We start from the raw sequence: 19,933 nt of genomic DNA, 5'->3' as shown, positions 1-19,933 counted from the left end.
GATGACGAACCAGCCTGAGATCGACTGGGAGGCGCTGCGGGCTGCCGCCCGCGACGTCATGACCCGCGCGTACGTGCCGTACTCGAAGTTCCCCGTGGGCGTCGCCGCCCTCGTGGACGACGGTCGGATCGTCGTCGGGTGCAACGTCGAGAACGCCTCCTACCCGGTGGGCCTGTGCGCCGAGTGCGGCCTCGTCTCCCAGCTCCACGCGAGCGGGGGAGGGCGCCTCGTCGCGTTCACGTGCGTCGACGGGCAGGGCAACACGCTCATGCCATGCGGCCGCTGCCGCCAGCTTCTCTGGGAGCACGGCGGGGCGCGGCTGCTCGTCGACTCCGTGAGCGGCATCAAGCCCATGAGCGAGGTCCTGCCGGACGCCTTCGGGCCGGACGACCTCACCGAGTATGCAGAGAAGAGCAAGTCATGAGCGGTACCGAGAAGTTCGCAGCGGTCGACGTCATCATCGCGAAGCGTGACGGGCACGTCCTCACGGACGAGCAGATCGACTGGGTGATCGACGCCTACACGCGCGGCGTCGTCGCCGAGGAGCAGATGTCCGCCCTCAACATGGCGATCCTGCTCAACGGCATGAACCGAGCCGAGATCGCCCGCTGGACGAACGCGATGATCGCCTCGGGCGAGCGCATGGACTTCTCGTCCCTGCGCAACCCGACGTCGGACAAGCACTCGACCGGCGGCGTCGGCGACAAGATCACGCTGCCGCTCGCCCCGCTCGTCGCGGTGTTCGACGTCGCCGTCCCGCAGCTCTCGGGCCGCGGTCTCGGCCACACGGGCGGCACGCTCGACAAGCTCGAGTCCATCCCCGGGTGGCAGGCAGCGATGTCGAACGAGGCGATGCTCGCCCAGCTCGACGACGTCGGCGCCGTCATCTGCCAGGCGGGGTCCGGCCTCGCCCCGGCCGACCGCAAGCTCTACGCGCTGCGTGACGTCACCGGCACGGTCGAGGCGATCCCGCTCATCGCGAGCTCGATCATGAGCAAGAAGATCGCGGAGGGGACGGGCGCGCTCGTCCTCGACGTCAAGGTCGGCTCCGGCGCGTTCATGAAGGACATCGACCGTGCGCGCGAGCTCGCTCGCACCATGGTCGACCTCGGCACCGACGCAGGCGTCCGCACGGTTGCGCTGCTGACCGACATGTCGACGCCGCTCGGCCTGACCGCGGGCAACGCGCTCGAGGTCCGTGAGTCGGTCGAGGTGCTCGCCGGCGGTGGCCCGTCGGACGTGGTCGACCTCACCGTCGCGCTCGCCGTCGAGATGCTCGCGGCTGCCGACCGTCCGGTCGGCGAGGACGAGGTCCGTGCCGCCCTCCAGGACGGCCGCGCGATGGACCGCTGGAACGCGATGATCTCGGCGCAGGGCGGCGACCCGCACGCCGAGCTCCCGTGGGCCACGCACACGCAGGAGGTGCTCGCCGAGGAGGACGGCGTCCTCACGAAGCTCGACGCCTACGACGTCGGCATCGCGGCGTGGCGTCTCGGCGCGGGCCGTGCCCGCCGCGAGGACTCGGTCCAGGCCGGCGCCGGCGTGGTGATGCACGCCAAGCCGGGCGACACCGTCCGCAAGGGTGAGCCGATCCTCACGCTGCACACCGACACCCCGGAGCGCTTCGACCGCGCGATCGAGGCGCTCGAGGGTGGCATCGAGATCGCCGCTCCCGGCACCGGGTTCACGCCGAGCGACGTGGTGCTCGACCGCATCAGCGGGTTCTGACCCGTAGACCTGGGGCGCCCCACCGGGCGCCCCAGGTCCCGCAGGGAGGAGGACAGGTGCTCGAGGACCTGTCGCTGTCACGCCTCCTCGCCGCCGTGGGTGCCTGGCGGCTACCGGCCGTCGCCGATCCGGCTCCGCCGTCTCGGCGCCCTGCCGCGACCGCAGGTGACAGCCCTGCCGTGACTGCAGGTGACAGCCCTGCCCCGACAGCAGATGACGACCCCGCCGCGACCGCAGGCGACCGCTCCGCCGGTCCCGAGGCCGCCCGCGACCCGCTCGCTGCCGTCCTCGACCGCGCCCGCCGCCGCGGGCACCCGCGCGCGACGCTCGCCGCCCTCGGCGCCGCGTGGCCGACCCTCGGCGCGGCGCAGCGCACGATCGCCGACCCGCTCGCCCCGGCGACCCCGGACGGCCTCGGCCCGCTCCGCTGGGCCGGCGCACCCGCCCGCCAGCACGATCCGACGACGTGCGGGTCCACCGTCCTCGCCCAGCTCGCCGCAGCAGGCGACCCCGTCCTCGCCGTCTGGCTCGAGACCGGTCGGACCCTCGGCGACGCACCACCGCCCGAGCTCGTCGCAGCCGAGCGCGCCGCGCGCCCGGGCGACACGAGGTTCGTGGCGCTCCAGCGCGCGCTCAAGCGCCGAACCGGCGAGAACGCCCTCCTGGGCCTGCGCTGGCCCGACCGCTTCGGCACCCCTCCCTGGGGCGCTGCGAAGGCCGCCCGGTACGCCGACGTCACCTATGGCCACGCCGTCGTCGACGTCGCGACCCCGGCGCGCCGTGAACGCGCGGTCGCGGCGGTCGACACCGCGCTGCGCGCGGGCGTGCCGGTGCCGCTCTTCTCGGGCGGCACGCTGCGCACCGGCCTCGCGACCGCCGTCCCGCGCCACGTCGTCCTCGTCACCCGCGCGACGGCGTCCGGCTGGCACGTGTTCGAGCCCTCGCGCGGCGAGGTGCTCGAGCTACGGAGCGACCAGCTTGCGACCCCGGGCCGCAAACCCGCTCTCGGCGGCTGGTCCGTCCCCGCGTGGGTCCTCCTGCCGCGCTGACCTCGCGCGACAGCGCACCGGCGGAGGCGGGGCGGTGGCGGCGCCGCGGCGCGCGGGGCACGATGGGAGTGCACCGTTTCCCGAGGAGAGGAGCAGGGCCATGAGCACGCTTCCTGGCGAGGACGCCTGGCAGGACGCCGGGCTGGACGGGCCTGAACCGGGCGCGATCGTCGACCTCCTGCGCACCAGTGACACCCCGGAGGAGGAGGGCGAGGACTACCGTCCCGGCGTCCCGAGAGCCGATGTCGAAGGCACGGCGTCGGAGGCCGACGTCGCCGACCAGGCGATCGTCGTCGACCTCGGCGACGGCCCGCTCGAGGGCGACGACGAGGACCCCGACGAGGTCCTCTAGACCACGCACGACCGCACGCGTGGCACGAGCGCGAGGCGCTCGTGCCACGCGTGGCGCACGACTCGCGAGAACTGTCCGCAATCACCCGTGACGCGCCCCCGGAAGCGCGCAGAACCGCGCCTGCGGACGGCTATCCTTCACCCATGACAACGCCTCCCGTCCCCACCGTCGACGAGATCCGCCTGCTGCCCAAGGTCGTCCTGCACGACCACCTGGACGGCGGCCTGCGACCGCAGACCATCCTCGAGCTGGCCGAGCCGATCGGCCACCAGCTTCCCGCGAACGACGCCGAGTCCCTCGGCCGGTGGTTCGTGGACGCGGCCGACTCGGGGTCCCTCGTGAAGTACCTCGAGACCTTCGACCACACGATCGCGGTCATGCAGACGGCCGAGTCCCTCGAGCGCGTCGCGCGCGAGGCCGTGATCGACCTCGCGGCGGACGGCGTGGTCTACGCCGAGCAGCGGTGGGCGCCCGAGCAGCACCTGCGCGGCGGCCTGAGCCTCCAGGAGGCCGTCGAGGCCGTCGGTCGCGGCCTCGCCCAGGGCGAGCAGACCGTCCGCGACGCGGGCGGCGAGATCATCGCCCGCCAGCTCGTCACGGCGATGCGCCACGCGGACCGCTCCCAGGAGATCGCGGCGCTCACGCTCGCGAACAAGGGCAAGCACGGCGTCGTCGGCTTCGACATCGCGGGTGCGGAGAAGGGCTTCCTGCCGTCGCTCCACTCGGCCGCGTTCGACATGCTCAACAAGGGTCTCGTGCCCGCCACCGTCCACGCCGGCGAGGCGGACGGCGTCGCGTCGATCGAGGACGCGCTCACCGCAGGCCACGCGGTGCGCCTCGGCCACGGTGCGCGCATCGTCGAGGACATCCAGGGCACCGAGGAGGCCATGCGCAAGCGTGGCAAGGCCGACTTGAGCGAGCTCGTCGTCGGCCCCGTCGCCGCCTGGGTCCGCGACCGACGCATCGCGCTCGAGCTGTGCCCGTCGTCGAACGTCCAGACGGCGACCGCGGTGAGCGTGCGCGAGCACCCCATCTCGCTGCTCAAGAACCTCGGCTTCGCGGTCACCGTGAACACCGACAACCGCCTCATGTCGGGCACGTCGATGACCCGTGAGATGCACCTTCTCGCGACCGAGGCGGACTGGATCCTCGACGACTTCCTTGCCGTAACGTTGACGGCGGCGTGGAACGCCTTCATCGGCTTCGACGAGCGCCAGGAGCTCGTCGAGAAGCTCGTCCTTCCGCGCGCCACCGTCGTCCGTGAGGAGCGCAAGTCCCTATGAGCACCACCACCCCCGCCGAGGTCGCCGCGATCGTCGACCACACCCTGCTCAAGCCGGAGGCCACCGCGGCCGACGTCGCCGCTCTCGTCGACGAGGGCGTGCGTCTCGGCGTGTTCTCGGTGTGCGTCTCGCCGTCGATGCTCCCGATCGACGCCAAGGGCCTCAAGGTCGCGACCGTGTGCGGCTTCCCGTCGGGCAAGCACCACAGCGAGGTCAAGGCCGCCGAGGCAGCGCGCTCGATCGCTGACGGTGCTGACGAGGTCGACATGGTCATCGACGTCGGCGTCGCCAAGACCGGCGACTTCGCCGCGGTCCAGGCCGACATCGCCGCGGTGCGTGCCGCTGTTCCCGCCGGCAAGGTGCTCAAGGTCATCATCGAGTCGGCCGCGCTGACGGACGAGGAGATCGTCGGCACGTGCCGCGCGGCCGAGGCCGCGGGCGCGGACTTCGTCAAGACGTCGACGGGCTTCCACCCGGCGGGCGGCGCGTCCGTCCGCGCCGTCAGGCTCATGGCGGAGACGGTCGGCGGCCGCCTCGGGGTCAAGGCCTCCGGCGCGATCCGCGACGGCGCGACGGCGCTCGCGATGATCGAGGCCGGCGCGACGCGCCTGGGCCTCTCGGGAACGGCTGCCGTGCTCGACGGCGTCGCGGCGGGGCAGTCCGCTGCCGACGCTGCGGGCGACGGTTCGGGCGGTTACTGAGTGACGTCTGCCGCCCCCACGCGGGTGCGTGCCGAGCACGAGGCGGTGGTGGTGTCCTCCACGCGAGTGACGCCGCACCTCGTCCGCCTCGTGCTCGGTGGCAGCAGCCTGGTCGACTTCGTCGACCTTCCGTGGACCGACCACTACGTCAAGGTCGAGGTGCCCGCGGAGGGGCACACGTCCTCCGAGGGGCGCGAGGGTCGCAGCGCCGCGCGCTCGTACACGGTGCGCCGCTGGGACTCTGAGCGCCACGAGGTGACGCTCGACGTCGTCGTCCACGGCGACGACGGTCTCGTGGGACCGTGGGCGCGCGACGCGCGTCCCGGCGACCCGGTCGTCCTGCGCGGGCAGGGCGGCGACTTCCTCCCTGATCCTGCGTGCGACGCGACCGTGCTCGTCGGCGACGAGTCGGCGCTCCCAGCGATCGCGGTCGCGCTCGAGAAGCTGCCGGCCGGGGTGCGGGCCTTCGCGTTCGTCGAGGTCGCGGACGCGCTCGAGCGGCAGGAGCTCCCGGTGCCGGACGGCGCGCAGCTCACCTGGGTCGTGCGCGGCGAGTCGTTCGGTGCAGCGCTGATCGATGCCGTGCGCCGCGCGCGGCTGCCGTCCGGGCGTCTGCAGGCGTTCGTGCACGGCGAGGCCGGCATGGTCCGCGAGGTGCGGCGGCACCTGCGCGGGGAGCGCGGTGTCGCGCGCGAAGACCTGTCGGCGTCGGGCTACTGGCGCCTGGGCCGCGCCGACGAGGCGTGGCGCGCGGAGAAGGCCGACTGGAAGGCCGCCGTCGCGCAGGACGACGCAGCGCTCGCCTGAGGTGCGCCGCCCCCTGAGGCCCCGCCCCCTGGGGCGCCCCGCCCCCGGAGGCGCGCTCAGCCCGCCTCCGGATACGACAGATCGCCCGGGTGCACACGTGACGTGTGCACCCGGGCGATCTGTCTGTCGGGAGCGGGTCGGCTCAGAGGCCGAGGGCCGTGCGCATCTCCGCCTTGATGCTCTCGAGGTGCTCGCGCGCCTCGGCGCGAGCACGCGTGATCATGTCGAACGACGCGTCCATCTCGACCGGGAACACGACCTCGAGGTAGCACTTGACCTTCGGCTCGGTGCCGGACGGGCGGACGATGACGCGCGAGCCGTCCTGCATGAGCAGCCGCAGACCGTCGGTCGGCGGGAGCCCGTCGACGCCGTCGGCGAGGTCGTCGACGCTCAGGACGGGCGAACCCACGAGGGTCGACGGCGGGTTGGAGCGCAAGCGCTCCATCGTGGCCGGGATCTGCGACAGGTCCGTGAACCGGGCCGAGAGCTGGTCCGTCAGGTGCAGGCCGTGCTGGCGCGCGAGGTCGTCGAGCAGGTCGACGAGCGTGCGCCCCTGGGCCTTGAGGCCGTCGGCGATCTGCACGAGCATGAGCGCCGCGCTGATGCCGTCCTTGTCCCGCACCTGGGCCGGGTCGACGCAGTAGCCGAGCGCCTCCTCGTAGCCGAACACGAGGCCCTTCGCGCGGGAGATCCACTTGAAGCCCGTGAGCGTCGCCGAGTACTCGAGGTGGTGGTGCGCCGCGATGCGACCCAGCAGGCGCGACGACACGATCGAGTTGGCGAGGCGCAGCGTCCCCGGCGCGATGCGCTGACGCGCCGCGCGCTCCGCGACCGTGTAGCCCAGCAGTGCGCCGACCTCGTCGCCGTGCAGCATGCGCCAGCCGTCACGAGCCGGGGTGTCGCCGTCTGCCTCACGCTCCCAGCGCGGGTCGTAGACCGCGGCGGCGCAGCGGTCGGCGTCCGGGTCGTTCGCGATGACGAGGTCCGCACCGACGCGTCGTGCGTGGGCGAGGGCCAGGTCGATCGCGCCGGGCTCCTCGGGGTTCGGGAAGTCGACCGTCGGGAAGTCCGGGTCAGGCTCGACCTGCTCGGGGACGGCGTGCACGTCCGTGTACCCGGCCGCGGCGAGGACCGCCTCGGCGGTCTTCGCGCCGACGCCGTGCATCGGCGTGTAGACGACGCGAAGGTCGCGCGGCGCCTCGGGACCGACGGGCAGGGCGTTGCGGGACACTGTCGCGCGGTACGTCTCGGCGACGTCGTCGCTCACGGTCTGCCAGCCCGAGTGGGCGCGGGCGACCGAGGCGACCGACGGCACGGCCGCGATCTTCGCGGCGATGAGGCCGTCGTACGGCGGGACGATCTGGGCGCCCTGTCCCTCGTCGGTGACGAGGGCGCCGCCGAGGTAGACCTTGTAGCCGTTGTCCTGCGGCGGGTTGTGGCTCGCCGTGACGACGACACCCGCGTCCACGCCGAGGTGACGCACCGCGAACGCGACGACCGGCGTCGGGCAGTGGCCCGGGAACAGGTGCGCGTCGACGCCCGCGGCCGTCATGACGGCCGCCGTGTCCTGCGCGAAGGTCGCGGAGTTGTAGCGGGCGTCGTAGCCGATCACGATCGACGGGCGGCCGCCGTCGCCGACGGCGGCGCGCGCCTCGAGGAGGTAGGCCGCGAGACCCGCGGCCGCGCGGATGACGACGGCTCGGTTCATGCGGTTCGGGCCGGCCGCCATGCGGCCGCGCAGGCCGGCCGTGCCGAACTGCAGCAGACCCGAGAACGCGTCCTGGATCTCGGCGACGGCCGCCGCCCGGGCGGCAGCCGGGTCCTCGACCGGACCGCTGCTCGGCTCACGGCCTGAAGCGACGTCGAGCAGGTCCTGCAGCTCGTACTTCGTGGCCTCGTCCGGGTCGTCGACGATCCACGCCTCGACCTGGGCGCGCAGCTCGTCCGACAGCTCGGGGACGAGCGAGTCCTGCGTGGACATGGGTCAGATCCTCTCGACGATCTTGGCGAGGAGCGCGCTGATGCGCGGGCCCGCCGCCTGACCCGCCTCGATGACCTCTTCGTGGGAGAGCGGGACGGGGGAGATGCCCGCGGCCAGGTTGGTCACGAGCGAGATGCCGAGCACCTCGAGTCCCGCGTGACGCGCGGCGATCGCCTCGAGCGTCGTGGACATGCCGACGAGGTCGGCGCCCATGCGGCCGGCCATGCGGACCTCGGCCGGGGTCTCGTAGTGCGGGCCGCGGAACTGCGCGTAGACGCCCTCGGGGAGCTCGGGGTCGACCTCGCGGGCGAGGTCGCGCAGACGTGACGAGTACAGGTCGGTCAGGTCGACGAACGTCGCGCCCTCGAGCGGCGACGTCGCGGTGAGGTTGATGTGGTCGCTGATCAGCACCGGCGAGCCGGGCGCCCAGTCGAGGTTGAGGCCTCCGCAGCCGTTCGTGAGGATCACGGCCTTCGCACCCGTCGCGGCGGCGGTACGCACGCCGTGGACGACGCGACGCACACCCTTGCCCTCGTAGAGGTGGGTGCGCGAGCCGAGGACGAGCGCGTGCTTGTCGGAGCCGTTGATGCGGATCGAGCGCGTCGTCGCGACGTGTCCGGCAACGGCGGGGGCGGAGAATCCAGGGATCTCGTGGCTGGGGATCTCGGCGACCGTCTCGCCCAGCAGGTCGGCAGCGCCGCCCCAGCCGGAGCCGAGGACGAGGGCCACGTCGTGCTTGGCGACACCGGTCGCCTCGGCGATGTGGGCTGCCGCCTCGCGGGCGACGTCGAAGGGGTTGGTGCCAGGGGCGTCGAGTTCCGTCATGCGCGAAGTTTACCGACCGCGCACGTCACACCCGTCCCGTGGCCGTCCCTGATCGTGCCGGTGTCCGCATGGTGGCACGATGGTCACCGTGGAAACTCAGTCACGCGACCTCCAGGCCACCACGATCGTCATCGTCGGGGGTGGACCCGGCGGCTACGAGGCAGCGCTCGTCGCACGGCGGCTCGGCGCCGAGGTCGTCGTCGTCGAGCGGCGTGGTCTCGGCGGTGCGGCGGTCCTCACGGACGTCGTCCCGTCGAAGACCCTCATCGCGACCGCCGACTGGATGACGATCGCGGAGCGCGCCTCGGAGCTCGGCATCACGCTGTCGAACGGCGAGTTCCCCGGTCAGGGTGGCACCGCGCCCCTCGCCGTCGACCTCGGTGTCGTCAACGCACGCGTGCGCGGGCTCGCCCAGGCGCAGTCGCAGGACATCCGCACGCGCCTCGAGCGCGAGGGCGTGCGCGTCATCGACGGCACGGGCCGCGTCGAGTCGTCGTCGCGCGTCGTCGTGGCGGGTGCGGACGGCTCGGAGACGGCGATCGACTGCGACGCCGTCCTCGTCGCGACGGGCGCGACGCCGCGCGAGCTCGACGCCGCGAAGCCCGACGGCCGCCGCATCCTGACGTGGACCCAGCTCTACGACCTCGACGTCCTGCCGGAGAAGCTCATCGTCGTCGGCTCGGGCGTCACGGGCGCCGAGTTCGCGGGCGCGTACAACGCGCTCGGCGTGCCGGTCGTGCTCGTGTCGAGCCGTGACCACGTCCTGCCGAACGAGGACGCCGACGCCGCCGCCGTGATCGAGGAGGTGTTCCGCGACCGCGGGATGGAGCTCGTGCCGCGCTCGCGCGCGGTCGCGGCCCAGGTCGTGGGCGAGGGCGACGACGAGCACGTCGAGGTCACGCTCGCCGACGGCCGCGTGCTGACGGGCTCGCACGTCCTCATGGCGGTCGGCTCGATCCCGAACACCGCGGGCATCGGCCTCGAGGAGGCGGGCGTCGCGCTCTCCGAGTCGGGCCACATCCAGGTCGACCGCGTCTCGCGGACGACCGTCCGCGGCATCTACGCCGCCGGCGACTGCACGGGGACCTTCCCGCTCGCGTCCGTCGCGGCGCAGCAGGGGCGTATCGCCATGTCGCACGTGCTCGGTGACACGGTCGTGCCGATCCGCCTGCGCACGGTCGCGGCGAACATCTTCACGACGCCGGAGATCGCGACGGTCGGGTACTCGGAGGTGGCGCTCCAGGCGCAGAAGTCCAAGTACTCGGTGACGATGCTGCCGCTCGCCCGCAACGCGCGCGCCAAGATGCTGGGCATGCGTCACGGCTTCGTCAAGCTGTTCTTCCACCCGGACGCCGGCGTCGTCCTGGGCGGCGTCGTCGTCGCGCCTCGCGCGAGCGAGCTGATCTTCCCGATCACGCTCGCCGTCCAGCACCGCCTCACGGTCGACGACGTCGCGGAGGCGTTCACGATCTACCCGTCGCTCACGGGCTCGATCGGCGAGGTCGCTCGCATGGGGCACCACCGCCGGCTCGACTGAGCTCGCACGTCGGCCGGACAGCTCAGGGTCCGGCCGTGCCCCGGCCGCGTCATTTCGCCCAGGCGGGCCGTCGTCCGGGCACGTGCAGGGCCGGGAAGGTCTCCGGCCGCAGCCCTCTGACGCGGCCCTCGGCGTCTCAGCCGAGGAGCAGGTCCGCGAGGTCGTGCGGCGTGTCGACGACGGTGTGCGCGCCGTGCGCGGCGAGCTCGCCCTCGTCCGCGTAGCCCCACGCGACGCCGATGCAGCCGAGCCCGTTGAGCCGTGCGCCGTCGACGTCGTGCGACCGGTCGCCGACCATGACGATCCGGTCGCGCGCCGGTAGGCCGCGCTCGGCGAACGCGGTCTCCTCGAGCTCGAGGAGCGCGTACGTGATGACGGCGGCCTTCGACGCGCGCGAGTGCTCGTCGAGGCTCGCGCCGTACGTGCCCGCGAGGTACGGGTCGAGGCCGAACTCCTTCGTGAGCTCGCGCGCGTAGACCTCGGGCTTCGAGGTCGCGACGGCGAGCGTCACGCCCGCCGCGACGAGCGCCGCGAGGAGGTCCTCGACGCCGTCGAACACGCGGTTGTCGTACATCCCGCGCGCCGCGAAGTCGGCACGGTAGACGCGCATCGCCTCGGGGAGCGTCTCGGGCGTGAAGCCGTGCGCGAGAAAGCTCTCGGTGATGGGCGGGCCGACGAAGCGGCGCAGCTCCTCCGCGGACGGCTCGGGCACGCCGAGCGTCGCGTACGTGTGGCGGATCGACGAGAGGATGCCGCTCGCCGAGTCCATGAGGGTGCCGTCGAGGTCGAGAAGGACGAGGTCGTGTCGCACGGCTCCATCGTCCCAGAGGTCGCGGCGGCGGGGTGAGCGCGGCCGGCAGGCGGCCTGACGCAGGTGCTCGTCAGGCGGGCAGCGACAGGTGCAGGACGACCTGAGAGTCCACGAGGGCGACGTCCTCGACCACAGCGCCGCGCAGGAACGGCGGCACGGGCGCCGCGTCGAGCCCGTCCTGGAGCCGCACCGCGACGGTGAGCACGCCGTCCGACTCGCCGACCGACGTCAGCCCGGGCGGCAGCCCGCGCTCGGCGAGGGCGCGCGACAGGGCTGTGTCGAGCGGACCCGTGAAGAGCGCTGCGAGGCGGTGCGCCGGGACCGAGCGCGCATGGGCCTCGACCGCGAGGTGCGCGACGCCGTCGCGGTAGCCCGCGAGGGCGACGTCCAGGTGGACGGTGCCCACGGCGCGCGCGGCGAGCCGGGCCGCTCCCGCGAGCCCGGGAAGGTCCTGGACGTCGACCTCGGCCCGCAGGAGCGAGCCGAAGAGCCCGGCCGACCGCACGAACGGCGGCAGCCCCTCACCCTGCGAGGCGAGGTGCAGCAGCTCGGGCAGCGACGCGGCGACCTTCATGGTCCTAGTCCACCACGGGATGCACGGTCGCGAGGATCCCGCGGTGGTCGGACCCGCCGTCCGGGAGGACCTGCACGTCGGAGAACGTCACACCCTTGCCGAACACCCAGTCGATGCGGACCTCGGGCTCCCACGCCGGGAACGTCAGGTGGCTCGGGTCGCCGGCGGTGTCCTGGGCCGAGACGTAGCCCGCCGCCTGGACGTAGTCGATCTCGGCCCAGCCAGGCTCGGAGTTGAAGTCACCGGCGAGCACGGCCGCAGGGGAGGACGCGATGTCCGCGGACATGAGCACGTCGAGCTGCTGCAGCCGCGTCGGGGTGTTCTCGTCACGGTGCTGCAGGTGCGCGCTCGTCACGACGAACGGCGTGCCCGCGTCGTTGCGCACGGTCGCCGTGATCGCGGAGCGCTGCTGCGGCCCGTCGCCGTAGGGCAGGCGCGTTCGGACGACGTCCTGCGGCTCGCCGACCGACGGCGAGACGAGCAGCGCGTTGACGAACTGGCGGTCCGCGGCGGGCGCGGCGACGGCGCGCATGCCCGTCGCGCGCTCGAGGTAGGTCAGCATGTCGGCGCCGCCGCCCATGATCCACCCGCGCGAGACCTCTTGGAGCGCGACGACCTGGGCGCCTGACGCGTTGATGACGTCGGCCATGCGGCCGAGGTCGAAGCCGGGCTCCTGCGTGACCCCGTAGTGCAGGTTCCAGTCGAGCACGGTGATCGGTGCGTCAGGCGCGCCGCCCGCGACGCGTGCCGGCTGCTCGACCTGCACGCGGTTGACGACGGCACCCGCGAGGACGAGCGCTGCTGCGACGGCGAGCACGGGGACCGCGGGCAGCCACGCCGAGCGGGTGCCCGCTGGCTCCGCGGGGCCGTCGACGGCGTGGGCCGGGTCGCCGGCAGCGTGTGCCGGGACGCCGGCGGGCCGCGTGCCGCGACGCAGCCCGCCGAGCGCGACGACGACCACCGCAGCGAGGATCACAAGAGCGTTCGGGAAGCCGAGCGGGACGTCGTAGTCCACCTGGTACACGAGGAGCGGAAGGATGATGCCGAGCCCGACCGCGCTCGCGGTGCCGGCGAGGGCGGCGCCCGCACGGCGCGGGCCGCGCTCCTGGGCGGCGCCGTCCCACGCGGTCGCGAGCGACGTCGTGCTCACGGCGACGAGCAGCGCGACGACGACCGCGAGGCCGATCGCCAGGAGCGTCCCCGCAGCCTCGCCCTCGGCGGTGACCGGGAAGAGCACGAACGCCGCCGCGGCGACGAGGACGACCGCGCGCAGCGCGGCCGGGAGGAACGCCGCCTGGCGCGGGAGCGACCACAGCGTCAGGGCCGCGGCGAGGACGCCGCCTGCGCCGAGCGCGATCGTGACGACCGTCAGGGGCAGACCGAGCTGCGACGCGAGGTACGCGGGGTTGAGGACGACCATGAGCGTGACGCCGAGGTACGGGCCGAGCACCCAGAGGCGGCCGGGACGCGCGTCTGCGGCGCCGGTCGTGTCGTCGGCCCGCACGGCCCACGCGCACGCGACCGCGGCGGCGAGCATCAGCGCCGTGGGCACCCAGCCGCCCGCGCCGGAGCGCCAGATCGCGTCCCACGTACCCAGCACGAGCGACACCCCTGTCGCGAGCGCCGCGCCGATCGTGACGGCGAGGGCGGCGGGCGCCGCGCCGAGCACGCGGACGGACCGCACGACCGCGACGACGAGCACCCCGATCGCGAGGGCCGCGGCGGCGAGCGTCACCCAGTAGCGCGGGACGCCTCCCGTCGCCTGGACGGCCACGCGGGCGACCGCGAGCAGCGCGACACCGACGAGGACCGTCCGCCCGGTGACCGGGCGGCCGCGGACGAGGAGGGCCGCGACGAGGCCCGGCGCGACGTACGTGCCGAGCGCCGTGAGGGCGACGACGACGATGCCCGCGCTGAACGCGCGGTCGAACATCGGGCCGGTCGCACGGACCAGCTCGACGGCGATCGCCGCGACGAGGGCAAGCAGGGTGAAGGAGGCGGCGGCCTTGCGCGGGAAGGTCATGAGCGCGAGCGTACCCGCGGCAGTGCCGCTGACCCGCGCGGTGCGGTGGTCCAGCGTCGACGCGTCCCCGTGCCCACGTCCGTGCCGGTCAGGGGCGCATCGCAGGACACGCTTCGCCCCGCCCTCAGGCGAAGAGCTGCTCCCCGACGAAAGCGCCGTCGGTCGGGGACAGCCGGGCTCCGTCGGGCACGCCCGGCGGGACGGCGAACAGGCCCGAGCCCGTGTGCCGCAGGTACTCGGAGAGCAGGTCCCCGCGTGCCATCGCCGTCTGCATCGGCACGTACTGCGTCGCGGGGTCGCGCACGAACGCGATGAAGAACAGCCCGGCGTCGAGGCGCCCGAGGCCGTCGGAGCCGTCCGTGTAGTTGTAGCCGCGGCGCAGCATGCGCACCCCGCCGTTGTTGCGCGGGTGCGCCATCGCGACGTGCGACGCGGGATCGATCAGCGGCGCCCCGCCGCGGCCGGTCATCGTGAAGTCGGGGTCTGTGTGCTCCTCACCGCCCGAGAGGGGCGCGCCCGAGCCCTTCGTGCGGCCGACGAGCGTCTCCTGCTCGCGCAGCGGTGCCCGGTCCCACGTCTCGATCGTCATCCGGATGCGGCGGGCGACGAGGTACGAGCCGCCGGCGAGCCACGACGCGGCGGGGTCGTCGTCGGGGGAGACCCACACGTGCGTGTCGAGCTCGGCCGTATCCTCGGCCATGATGTTCGCGGTCCCGTCCTTGAAGCCGAACAGGTTGCGCGGCGTTGTCTGCGCGGTCGACGTCGAGGACGTGCGGCCGTACCCGAGCTGGCTCCAGCGGATCGCCGCGGTGCCGAACGCGAGCCGGGACAGGTTGCGCACGGCGTGCACGGCGACCTGCGGGTCGTCGGCGCACGCCTGGATGCACAGGTCGCCGCCGGTGCGTGCGGGGTCGAGCGTGTCGCCGGGGAAGTGCGGCAGGTCCTTCAGGAGAGCCGGGCGCCGGTCGGCGAGGCCGAAGCGGTCGCGTCCGTCGGCGTCGACGAAGAGGGACGGGCCGAAGCCGAACGTGATCGTCAGGCCTGACGGCGGCAGACCGTCGGCCTCACCCGTGTCGTCGGGCGGCGCGTCGTACGGGCCCGACGACGGACCGAGGTCACCGGCGGGCAGCCCGCGGACCATGCGGTCCGCAGCGTACGTCCAACGGCGCAGGAGCGTCTCGAGCGCCGTGCGGCTCGTCGTCGTGACGTCGAACGCGGCGAAGTGCAGCCGGTCCTGCGCGGGCGTGACGATGCCCGCCTGGTGGGCGCCGGTGAACGCGTAGGTCCGTCCCGCGGGGGCCGCCGTGCTGGCGGACCCGGCCGCGCGGCCGCCCGCGACGGCGTACCCGCCCAGGCCGCCCAGCCCCACGGTTGCGAGCCCTGCCCCGGCGAGGCCGAGCAGGCCTCGCCGGGACAGGGACGACGTCGGCTCACCCTCGGGCTGCGGTTCCGTGTCGTCGGTCATGGTCACCTCGGTGCTGCGTGGCGGGCTACAGGACGACCGCGGCCGTCAGGCGGGACAGCGGCTCGCTCAGGGCGTCGACCGCGACGGACAGCTCCTTGACCTGGGCGTCGTCGAGCTCGGTGTACAGGACGAAGGCGTCGCCGTCGCGGTGCTGGTCGAGCAGGCCCTGCAGCTCCGTGAAGCGCGCGTCGAGGTCCTCGGCGAGCGTCGCGTCCTTGGAGACGACGACGTCGCGCAGCCCGTCGTACGCGACCCGCGCGCCGTCGACGTTCGCCTGGAAGTCCCACAGGTCGGTGTGCGACCAGATCTCCTCCTCGCCCGTGACCTTGCCCGTCGCGACCTCGTCGAGCAGGCCCTTCGCGCCGTTGCCGATGAAGTCGGCCGTGATCTCTGCGGCGAACTCGTCGGAGTGGGTCCGGTCGAAGAGCTCCTGCGTGTCGGCGAGGAGCTGGTCGGCGTGCTTCGTGCGCTCGGTATCGGTGAGCGGGACGTACTCCTCGCCGCCGTTCGCGGCGGCGTCGGGCTGCCACAGGTCCTTCTCGAGGAGGTGCCACCCGGTCCACTTCTCGCCGTCGGCGAGGTCGGCCTCGCGCAGGTCCATGCGGGGGTCGAGGTCGCCGAACGACTCGGCGACGGGCTCGATGCGCTCCCAGTGGACGCGCGTCGGGGCGTAGAGCGTGCGCGCCTCGTCGTCGTCGCCCGCCTTGTAGGCGTCGACGAACGCCTCGGTCCCGCTGAGCAGCTGCTCGGTCTGGTCCTTGATGTAGGCGACGTAGCCGGTCGTCGCGACGGCGATCTGCTCGGCGAGCTCGCCGGTCGGGGCGACGTCGGCGCCCGAGTCGGTGACGGTGAACGGCGCGCGGATGCCGTCGCCGACCATGCCGGGCTTGCAGGCGGTGAAGTAGTCGCCCGGCTTCGCGACCGTGACCAGGTCGCGGGAGAGGCCGGGGCCGATGTTCTCGACCTCGGCGACGATGCGCAGGCCGTCGTCGGCGAGCAGGTAGAACTCGGTCACGTCGGAGCCGCTGTTCGTCACGGTGAAGACGAGGTTGCCCGACGGCGCGGTGGTCGCGGACAGCGTGCACGCGTCCGCGGAGGAGTCGACCGTGAGGGACGACGGCGCACCCGCGGTGCCGGTCGCGTCCGTGCTCGGGGCGTTGTCGACGCACGCCGCGAGCGACGGGACGAGGGCGATGGCGGCGAGCGCGGGGAGGAGGCGGGCGGCTCGGCCGCGTCCGGTGGGGTGGGTCATGGCTGTCCTTCGTGTCGTGCCGGACGGCGGGTCTCGCCGGGCGGCGTCAGGTGGGCAGTGCGTGCTGGGGCCTGGGCGGGCTCGCTCGAGCGTGATCGCGCGGAGCAGCTCCGTCGACGGGCCGGGCCTGGCGGCCGGGCGGTCGTGCGCCGGCTCGTGCCGGTGGTCAGGCTGCGGCTGCGACGGGCGCCGGAGCGCGTGCGGGCGCCGGGGTGAACCAGACGCTGCGCACGAACAGCGTCATGACCGGGACGACGAACAGGAGCCAGGCGAGCGCCTCGAGCCATGTCGTCACGGGGGAGAAGTTGAAGACGCCCTTGAGGAGCGTCGCGTACCAGGACGACGGCGGTACCTGGGCTGACACGTCGAACGCGATCGTGTGCAGGCCGGGGACGATGCCGGCCTCCTGCAGGTCGTGGACGCCGTAGGCGAGGACACCCGCGGCGATGACGATCAGGAGGACTCCGGTCCAGGCGAAGAACAGCCGCAGGTCGAGGCGGACGGCGCCGCGGTAGACGGCCCAGCCGAGCGCGACCGCGACCGCGAGGCCGAGGACCGCGCCGAGGAGTGGGCTGGTGCTCGCTCCCGTCGCCTTCGCGCCGGCCCAGAGGAAGAGGGCCGTCTCGAGGCCTTCGCGCCCGACGGCGAGGAGCGCCATGACGACGACGGCACCCTTGCCCGCGGCGACGGCGTCGTCGAGGCGGTGGTGCAGGTCGGCCTTGAGGTGGCGGGCGGTCTTGCCCATCCAGAAGATCATCCAGGTGATGAGGCCGACGGCGACGATCGAGAGGGTGCCGCCGATCGCCTCCTGCGCCTCGAAGCTCAGCCCCTTGGGGCCGAACGTGAGCGCCGCACCGAAGCCGAGCGAGACGAGAGCCGCGATGCCGACCCCGGCCCAGAGGGCGGGCAGGAGGTCGCGCCGACCGGTCTTGACCAGGTAGGCGACGAGGATGCTGACGACGAGCGCGGCCTCGAGGCCTTCGCGCAGGCCGATGAGGAAGTTCGCGAGCACGGGTGCTGTCCTTCGGACGTGGGTAGCGGTTGCCGGCACGTCTTCTAAGGGAAGCCTTACCGAGCTGTCGCGAGCGTACTCCTGTCAGGGCATTTAGCGCACGCCCCTGTTGCATATTGGGCGTGACGTGTCGTGACGAGCCCTGGGGCTCGGCTCGCGCTCAGCGGCGGAGACGCAAGATCACGCTGGTCCTGCGGCCAGGACCTCGGACCGGAGCACCGGCCACGCGTCGCCGAACGCGGGAAGGAGAGGGAGGTCGACGACGTCCTCGACCGGGACCCAGCGCACCTCGAGGCTCTCGTCGTCGGCCTCCCGGACCGTGGCGGACGCACCGGGGCGGAGCACCCCGACGACCGTCGTGTACGACCAGGTGCCGTGGTCGAGGACGTGCGTCGAGCGGACGACGACGTCCGCGGGCTCGATCCCCGCCTCCTCGTGCGCCTCCCGCAGAGCGCCCTCGGTCGGCGTCTCGTCCGGCGCGATCGCTCCGCCCGGCACGCCCCACGTGCCGCCGTGGTGCGACCACACCGCGCGGTGCTGCAGCACGACCTCGACGCGAGCCTCGCCGTCGTCCAGCGTGACCGAGCGGGCGAGCAGCAACCCTGCGGCCCCGTTCAGACCCCAGTGCTTCTGCCCGCACGCGCAGTCGAGCCAGCCGTCGCCGGGGCGTCTGACGTGCCGAAGATCCATGGTGACGACGGTATCCCGCCCGTCGCGCGAAGGCCCGTCCGGGACGGGACGGTGCTGCACGGGCGGCCATGGACGCACGACGGCCGCCCCGCAGGTGCGGGGCGGCCGTCGTCGAGGCGATCGCGTCAGCGCGTGCGGTTCGCCAGGTAGTACTCGATCAGGCCGCGCGTGGACGGGTCCTGGGCGGACAGCGCGTCGGTGTCGCCGCCGACCGCAGGAGCGATCTCCATCGCGAGCTTCTTGCCGAGCTCGACGCCCCACTGGTCGAACGAGTCGATGCCCCAGACGATGCCCTGGACGAACGTGATGTGCTCGTACAGCGCGATGAGCTGGCCCAGGACCGACGGCGTGAGCGACGGCGCCATGATCGACGTCGTCGGGCGGTTGCCCGAGAACACGCGCGCGGAGACGAGCTCCTCGGGCGTGCCCTCCGCACGGACCTCGTCGGCCGTCTTGCCGAAGGCGAGCGCCTTCGTCTGTGCGAAGAAGTTCGACAGGAACAGCTCGTGGACGTCCGCGTCGCCGTCGCGCAGCGGGTGCGCGGGCGTCGCGACGGCGATGAAGTCCGCCGGGACGAGGCGCGTGCCCTGGTGGATGAGCTGGTAGAAGGCGTGCTGGCCGTTCGTGCCGGGCTCGCCCCAGAAGATCTCACCGGTCTGCGTCGTCACGGGCGAGCCGTCCCAGCGGACCGACTTGCCGTTCGACTCCATGGTCATCTGCTGCAGGTACGCCGCGAAGCGGTGCAGGTACTGCGCGTACGGCAGGACGGCGTGCGTGTGCGCGTCGAGGAAGTTGACGTACCAGACGTTGAGCAGGCCCATGAGGACGGGCACGTTCTGCTCGAACGGCGCGTTGCGGAAGTGCTCGTCCATCGTGTGGAAGCCTGCGAGGAAGTCGCGGAAGCCGTCGGGGCCGATCGCGATCGCGAGGCTCGTGCCGATGGCCGAGGTGACGGAGTAGCGGCCGCCGACCCAGTCCCAGAAGCCGAACGCGTTCTCGGGGTCGATGCCGAAGGCGGCGACCTTGTCGAGCGCCGTGGACACGGCGACGAAGTGCTTCGCGACGGCGCCGTTGCGGCTCTCCTCGGACGTGTCGATCGCGCCCGCGGCGGCGAGGGTCTCCCAGAGCCACTCGCGCGCGAGGCGCGCGTTCGTGAGGGTCTCGAGCGTGCCGAAGGTCTTGGACGCGACGATGAACAGCGTCGTCTCGGGGTCGAGGTCGCGGACCGTCTCGGCGACGTCGGACGGGTCGATGTTCGACACGAAGCGCAGCTCGATGTCGCCCGCGTACGGCTTGAGCGCCTCGTACGCCATGACGGGGCCGAGGTCGGAGCCACCGATGCCGATGTTGACGACCGTCTTGACGGCCTTGCCGGTCACGCCGGTCCACTCGCCCGAGCGGACCTTGTCGGCGAACGCGTAGACCTTCTCGAGGACGGCCTGGACGTCGCCGTCCACGTCCTGACCGTCGACCGTGAGGGCCGGGGTCATGCCCTTGGGGCGGCGCAGCGCGGTGTGCAGGACGGCGCGGTCCTCGGTGACGTTGATGTGCTCGCCCGTGAACATCGCCTCGGTGCGGCCGCGCAGGTCGACCTCCTCGGCGAGACGGACGAGGATCGCGAGGGTCTCGTCGGTGACGAGGTTCTTCGACAGGTCGACGTGCAGGTCGCCCGCGGTGCGGGTCAGGCGCGCCGCGCGCTGCGGGTCGGACTCGAACCATCCGCGAAGGTCGCCACGGAACTCGTCGCGGTGCGCGGTGAGGTCGCGCCAGGCGGCCGTGGTGGTGGCGTCGATCGGTGAGGTGGGCACAGCTCTCCCTAGGGTCGAAACAGCAGACGGGTCAA

The 19,933-nt window shown here is 73.2% G+C and carries 18 protein-coding genes; 8 read left to right on the top strand and 10 right to left on the bottom strand.

The features are described from left to right. Position 1 precedes the first annotated feature (1 nt). From ATL41_RS04140 to ATL41_RS04110, 7 genes are all read left to right on the top strand, one after another. The gene (locus tag ATL41_RS04140) at positions 2-424 is read left to right on the top strand and encodes a cytidine deaminase (protein ID WP_098458916.1); all 423 of its coding nucleotides are present in this window, start codon (positions 2-4) and stop codon (positions 422-424) included. Next, positions 421-1,728 (top strand): thymidine phosphorylase, encoded by a 1,308-nt coding sequence (locus ATL41_RS04135; protein WP_098457341.1) that lies wholly within the window; start codon positions 421-423, stop codon positions 1,726-1,728. The genes ATL41_RS04140 and ATL41_RS04135 overlap by 4 nt, the downstream gene beginning before the upstream one ends. 179 nt (positions 1,729-1,907) lie before the next feature. After that, positions 1,908-2,777, top strand: coding sequence for a serine/threonine-protein kinase (locus ATL41_RS04130; protein ID WP_143556565.1), 870 nt, complete (start codon positions 1,908-1,910; stop codon positions 2,775-2,777). A 100-nt stretch (positions 2,778-2,877) separates the two neighbouring features. Then, on the top strand, positions 2,878-3,129 hold the full coding sequence (locus tag ATL41_RS04125) for a hypothetical protein (protein ID WP_098457339.1): 252 nt from the start codon (positions 2,878-2,880) through the stop codon (positions 3,127-3,129). Between the two features lie 143 nt (positions 3,130-3,272). Beyond that, complete coding sequence (locus ATL41_RS04120; protein WP_098457338.1) at positions 3,273-4,412, top strand: adenosine deaminase; 1,140 nt, start codon at positions 3,273-3,275, stop codon at positions 4,410-4,412. Beyond that, a complete protein-coding gene (deoC, locus tag ATL41_RS04115; protein WP_098457337.1) occupies positions 4,409-5,113 on the top strand; it encodes a deoxyribose-phosphate aldolase in 705 nt (234 codons plus the stop codon). The genes ATL41_RS04120 and deoC overlap by 4 nt, the downstream gene beginning before the upstream one ends. Positions 5,114-5,164: 51 nt before the next feature. Continuing rightward, complete coding sequence (locus ATL41_RS04110) at positions 5,165-5,920, top strand: siderophore-interacting protein (RefSeq protein ID WP_342744416.1); 756 nt, start codon at positions 5,165-5,167, stop codon at positions 5,918-5,920. A 142-nt stretch (positions 5,921-6,062) separates the two neighbouring features. On the opposite strand, the gene ATL41_RS04105 is transcribed toward ATL41_RS04110, so the two are convergent. Continuing rightward, positions 6,063-7,901: a phospho-sugar mutase gene (locus tag ATL41_RS04105; RefSeq protein WP_098457335.1), complete on the bottom strand. Its 1,839-nt coding sequence runs from the start codon at positions 7,899-7,901 to the stop codon at positions 6,063-6,065. A gap of 3 nt (positions 7,902-7,904) precedes the next feature. Continuing rightward, a complete protein-coding gene (locus ATL41_RS04100; protein WP_098457334.1) occupies positions 7,905-8,726 on the bottom strand; it encodes a purine-nucleoside phosphorylase in 822 nt (273 codons plus the stop codon). A 79-nt stretch (positions 8,727-8,805) separates the two neighbouring features. Here ATL41_RS04100 and ATL41_RS04095 point away from each other — a divergent pair, with 79 nt between their 5' ends. Continuing rightward, the gene (locus tag ATL41_RS04095; RefSeq protein ID WP_098457333.1) at positions 8,806-10,263 is read left to right on the top strand and encodes an NAD(P)H-quinone dehydrogenase; all 1,458 of its coding nucleotides are present in this window, start codon (positions 8,806-8,808) and stop codon (positions 10,261-10,263) included. Positions 10,264-10,399: 136 nt separating this feature from the next. Here ATL41_RS04095 and ATL41_RS04090 read toward each other — a convergent pair whose 3' ends face one another. The 8 genes from ATL41_RS04090 to pgi all read right to left on the bottom strand — a co-directional run bounded on the left by ATL41_RS04090 (position 10,400) and on the right by pgi (position 19,898). Continuing rightward, on the bottom strand, positions 10,400-11,074 hold the full coding sequence (locus tag ATL41_RS04090; RefSeq protein ID WP_098457332.1) for an HAD hydrolase-like protein: 675 nt from the start codon (positions 11,072-11,074) through the stop codon (positions 10,400-10,402). A gap of 70 nt (positions 11,075-11,144) precedes the next feature. Then, positions 11,145-11,648 carry a hypothetical protein gene (locus ATL41_RS04085; RefSeq protein ID WP_098457331.1) on the bottom strand — a complete coding sequence of 168 codons (504 nt, stop codon included), beginning with the start codon at positions 11,646-11,648 and terminating at the stop codon, positions 11,145-11,147. A 4-nt stretch (positions 11,649-11,652) separates the two neighbouring features. After that, a complete protein-coding gene (locus tag ATL41_RS04080; RefSeq protein ID WP_098457330.1) occupies positions 11,653-13,671 on the bottom strand; it encodes an endonuclease/exonuclease/phosphatase family protein in 2,019 nt (672 codons plus the stop codon). A gap of 124 nt (positions 13,672-13,795) precedes the next feature. Next, positions 13,796-15,136: an iron uptake transporter deferrochelatase/peroxidase subunit gene (efeB, locus tag ATL41_RS04075; RefSeq protein ID WP_098457329.1), complete on the bottom strand. Its 1,341-nt coding sequence runs from the start codon at positions 15,134-15,136 to the stop codon at positions 13,796-13,798. 25 nt (positions 15,137-15,161) lie between these two features. Beyond that, positions 15,162-16,388, bottom strand: a complete 1,227-nt coding sequence (gene efeO / locus ATL41_RS04070) for an iron uptake system protein EfeO (protein ID WP_098457328.1) — start codon at positions 16,386-16,388, stop codon at positions 15,162-15,164. 166 nt (positions 16,389-16,554) lie between these two features. Then, complete coding sequence (efeU, locus tag ATL41_RS04065; protein ID WP_098457327.1) at positions 16,555-17,400, bottom strand: iron uptake transporter permease EfeU; 846 nt, start codon at positions 17,398-17,400, stop codon at positions 16,555-16,557. Between the two features lie 180 nt (positions 17,401-17,580). After that, positions 17,581-18,090 carry an NUDIX domain-containing protein gene (locus ATL41_RS04060; protein WP_098457326.1) on the bottom strand — a complete coding sequence of 170 codons (510 nt, stop codon included), beginning with the start codon at positions 18,088-18,090 and terminating at the stop codon, positions 17,581-17,583. A 125-nt stretch (positions 18,091-18,215) separates the two neighbouring features. Next, the gene (gene pgi, locus ATL41_RS04055) at positions 18,216-19,898 is read right to left on the bottom strand and encodes a glucose-6-phosphate isomerase (RefSeq protein WP_098457325.1); all 1,683 of its coding nucleotides are present in this window, start codon (positions 19,896-19,898) and stop codon (positions 18,216-18,218) included. Positions 19,899-19,933 lie beyond the last annotated feature (35 nt).

Origin of the sequence: Flavimobilis soli (assembly GCF_002564025.1) — a bacterium.
Taxonomy (GTDB): domain Bacteria; phylum Actinomycetota; class Actinomycetes; order Actinomycetales; family Cellulomonadaceae; genus Flavimobilis; species Flavimobilis soli.
The sequence above is the reverse complement of the archived record's forward strand: the minus strand, read 5'-3'. Positions and strand labels throughout refer to the sequence as shown.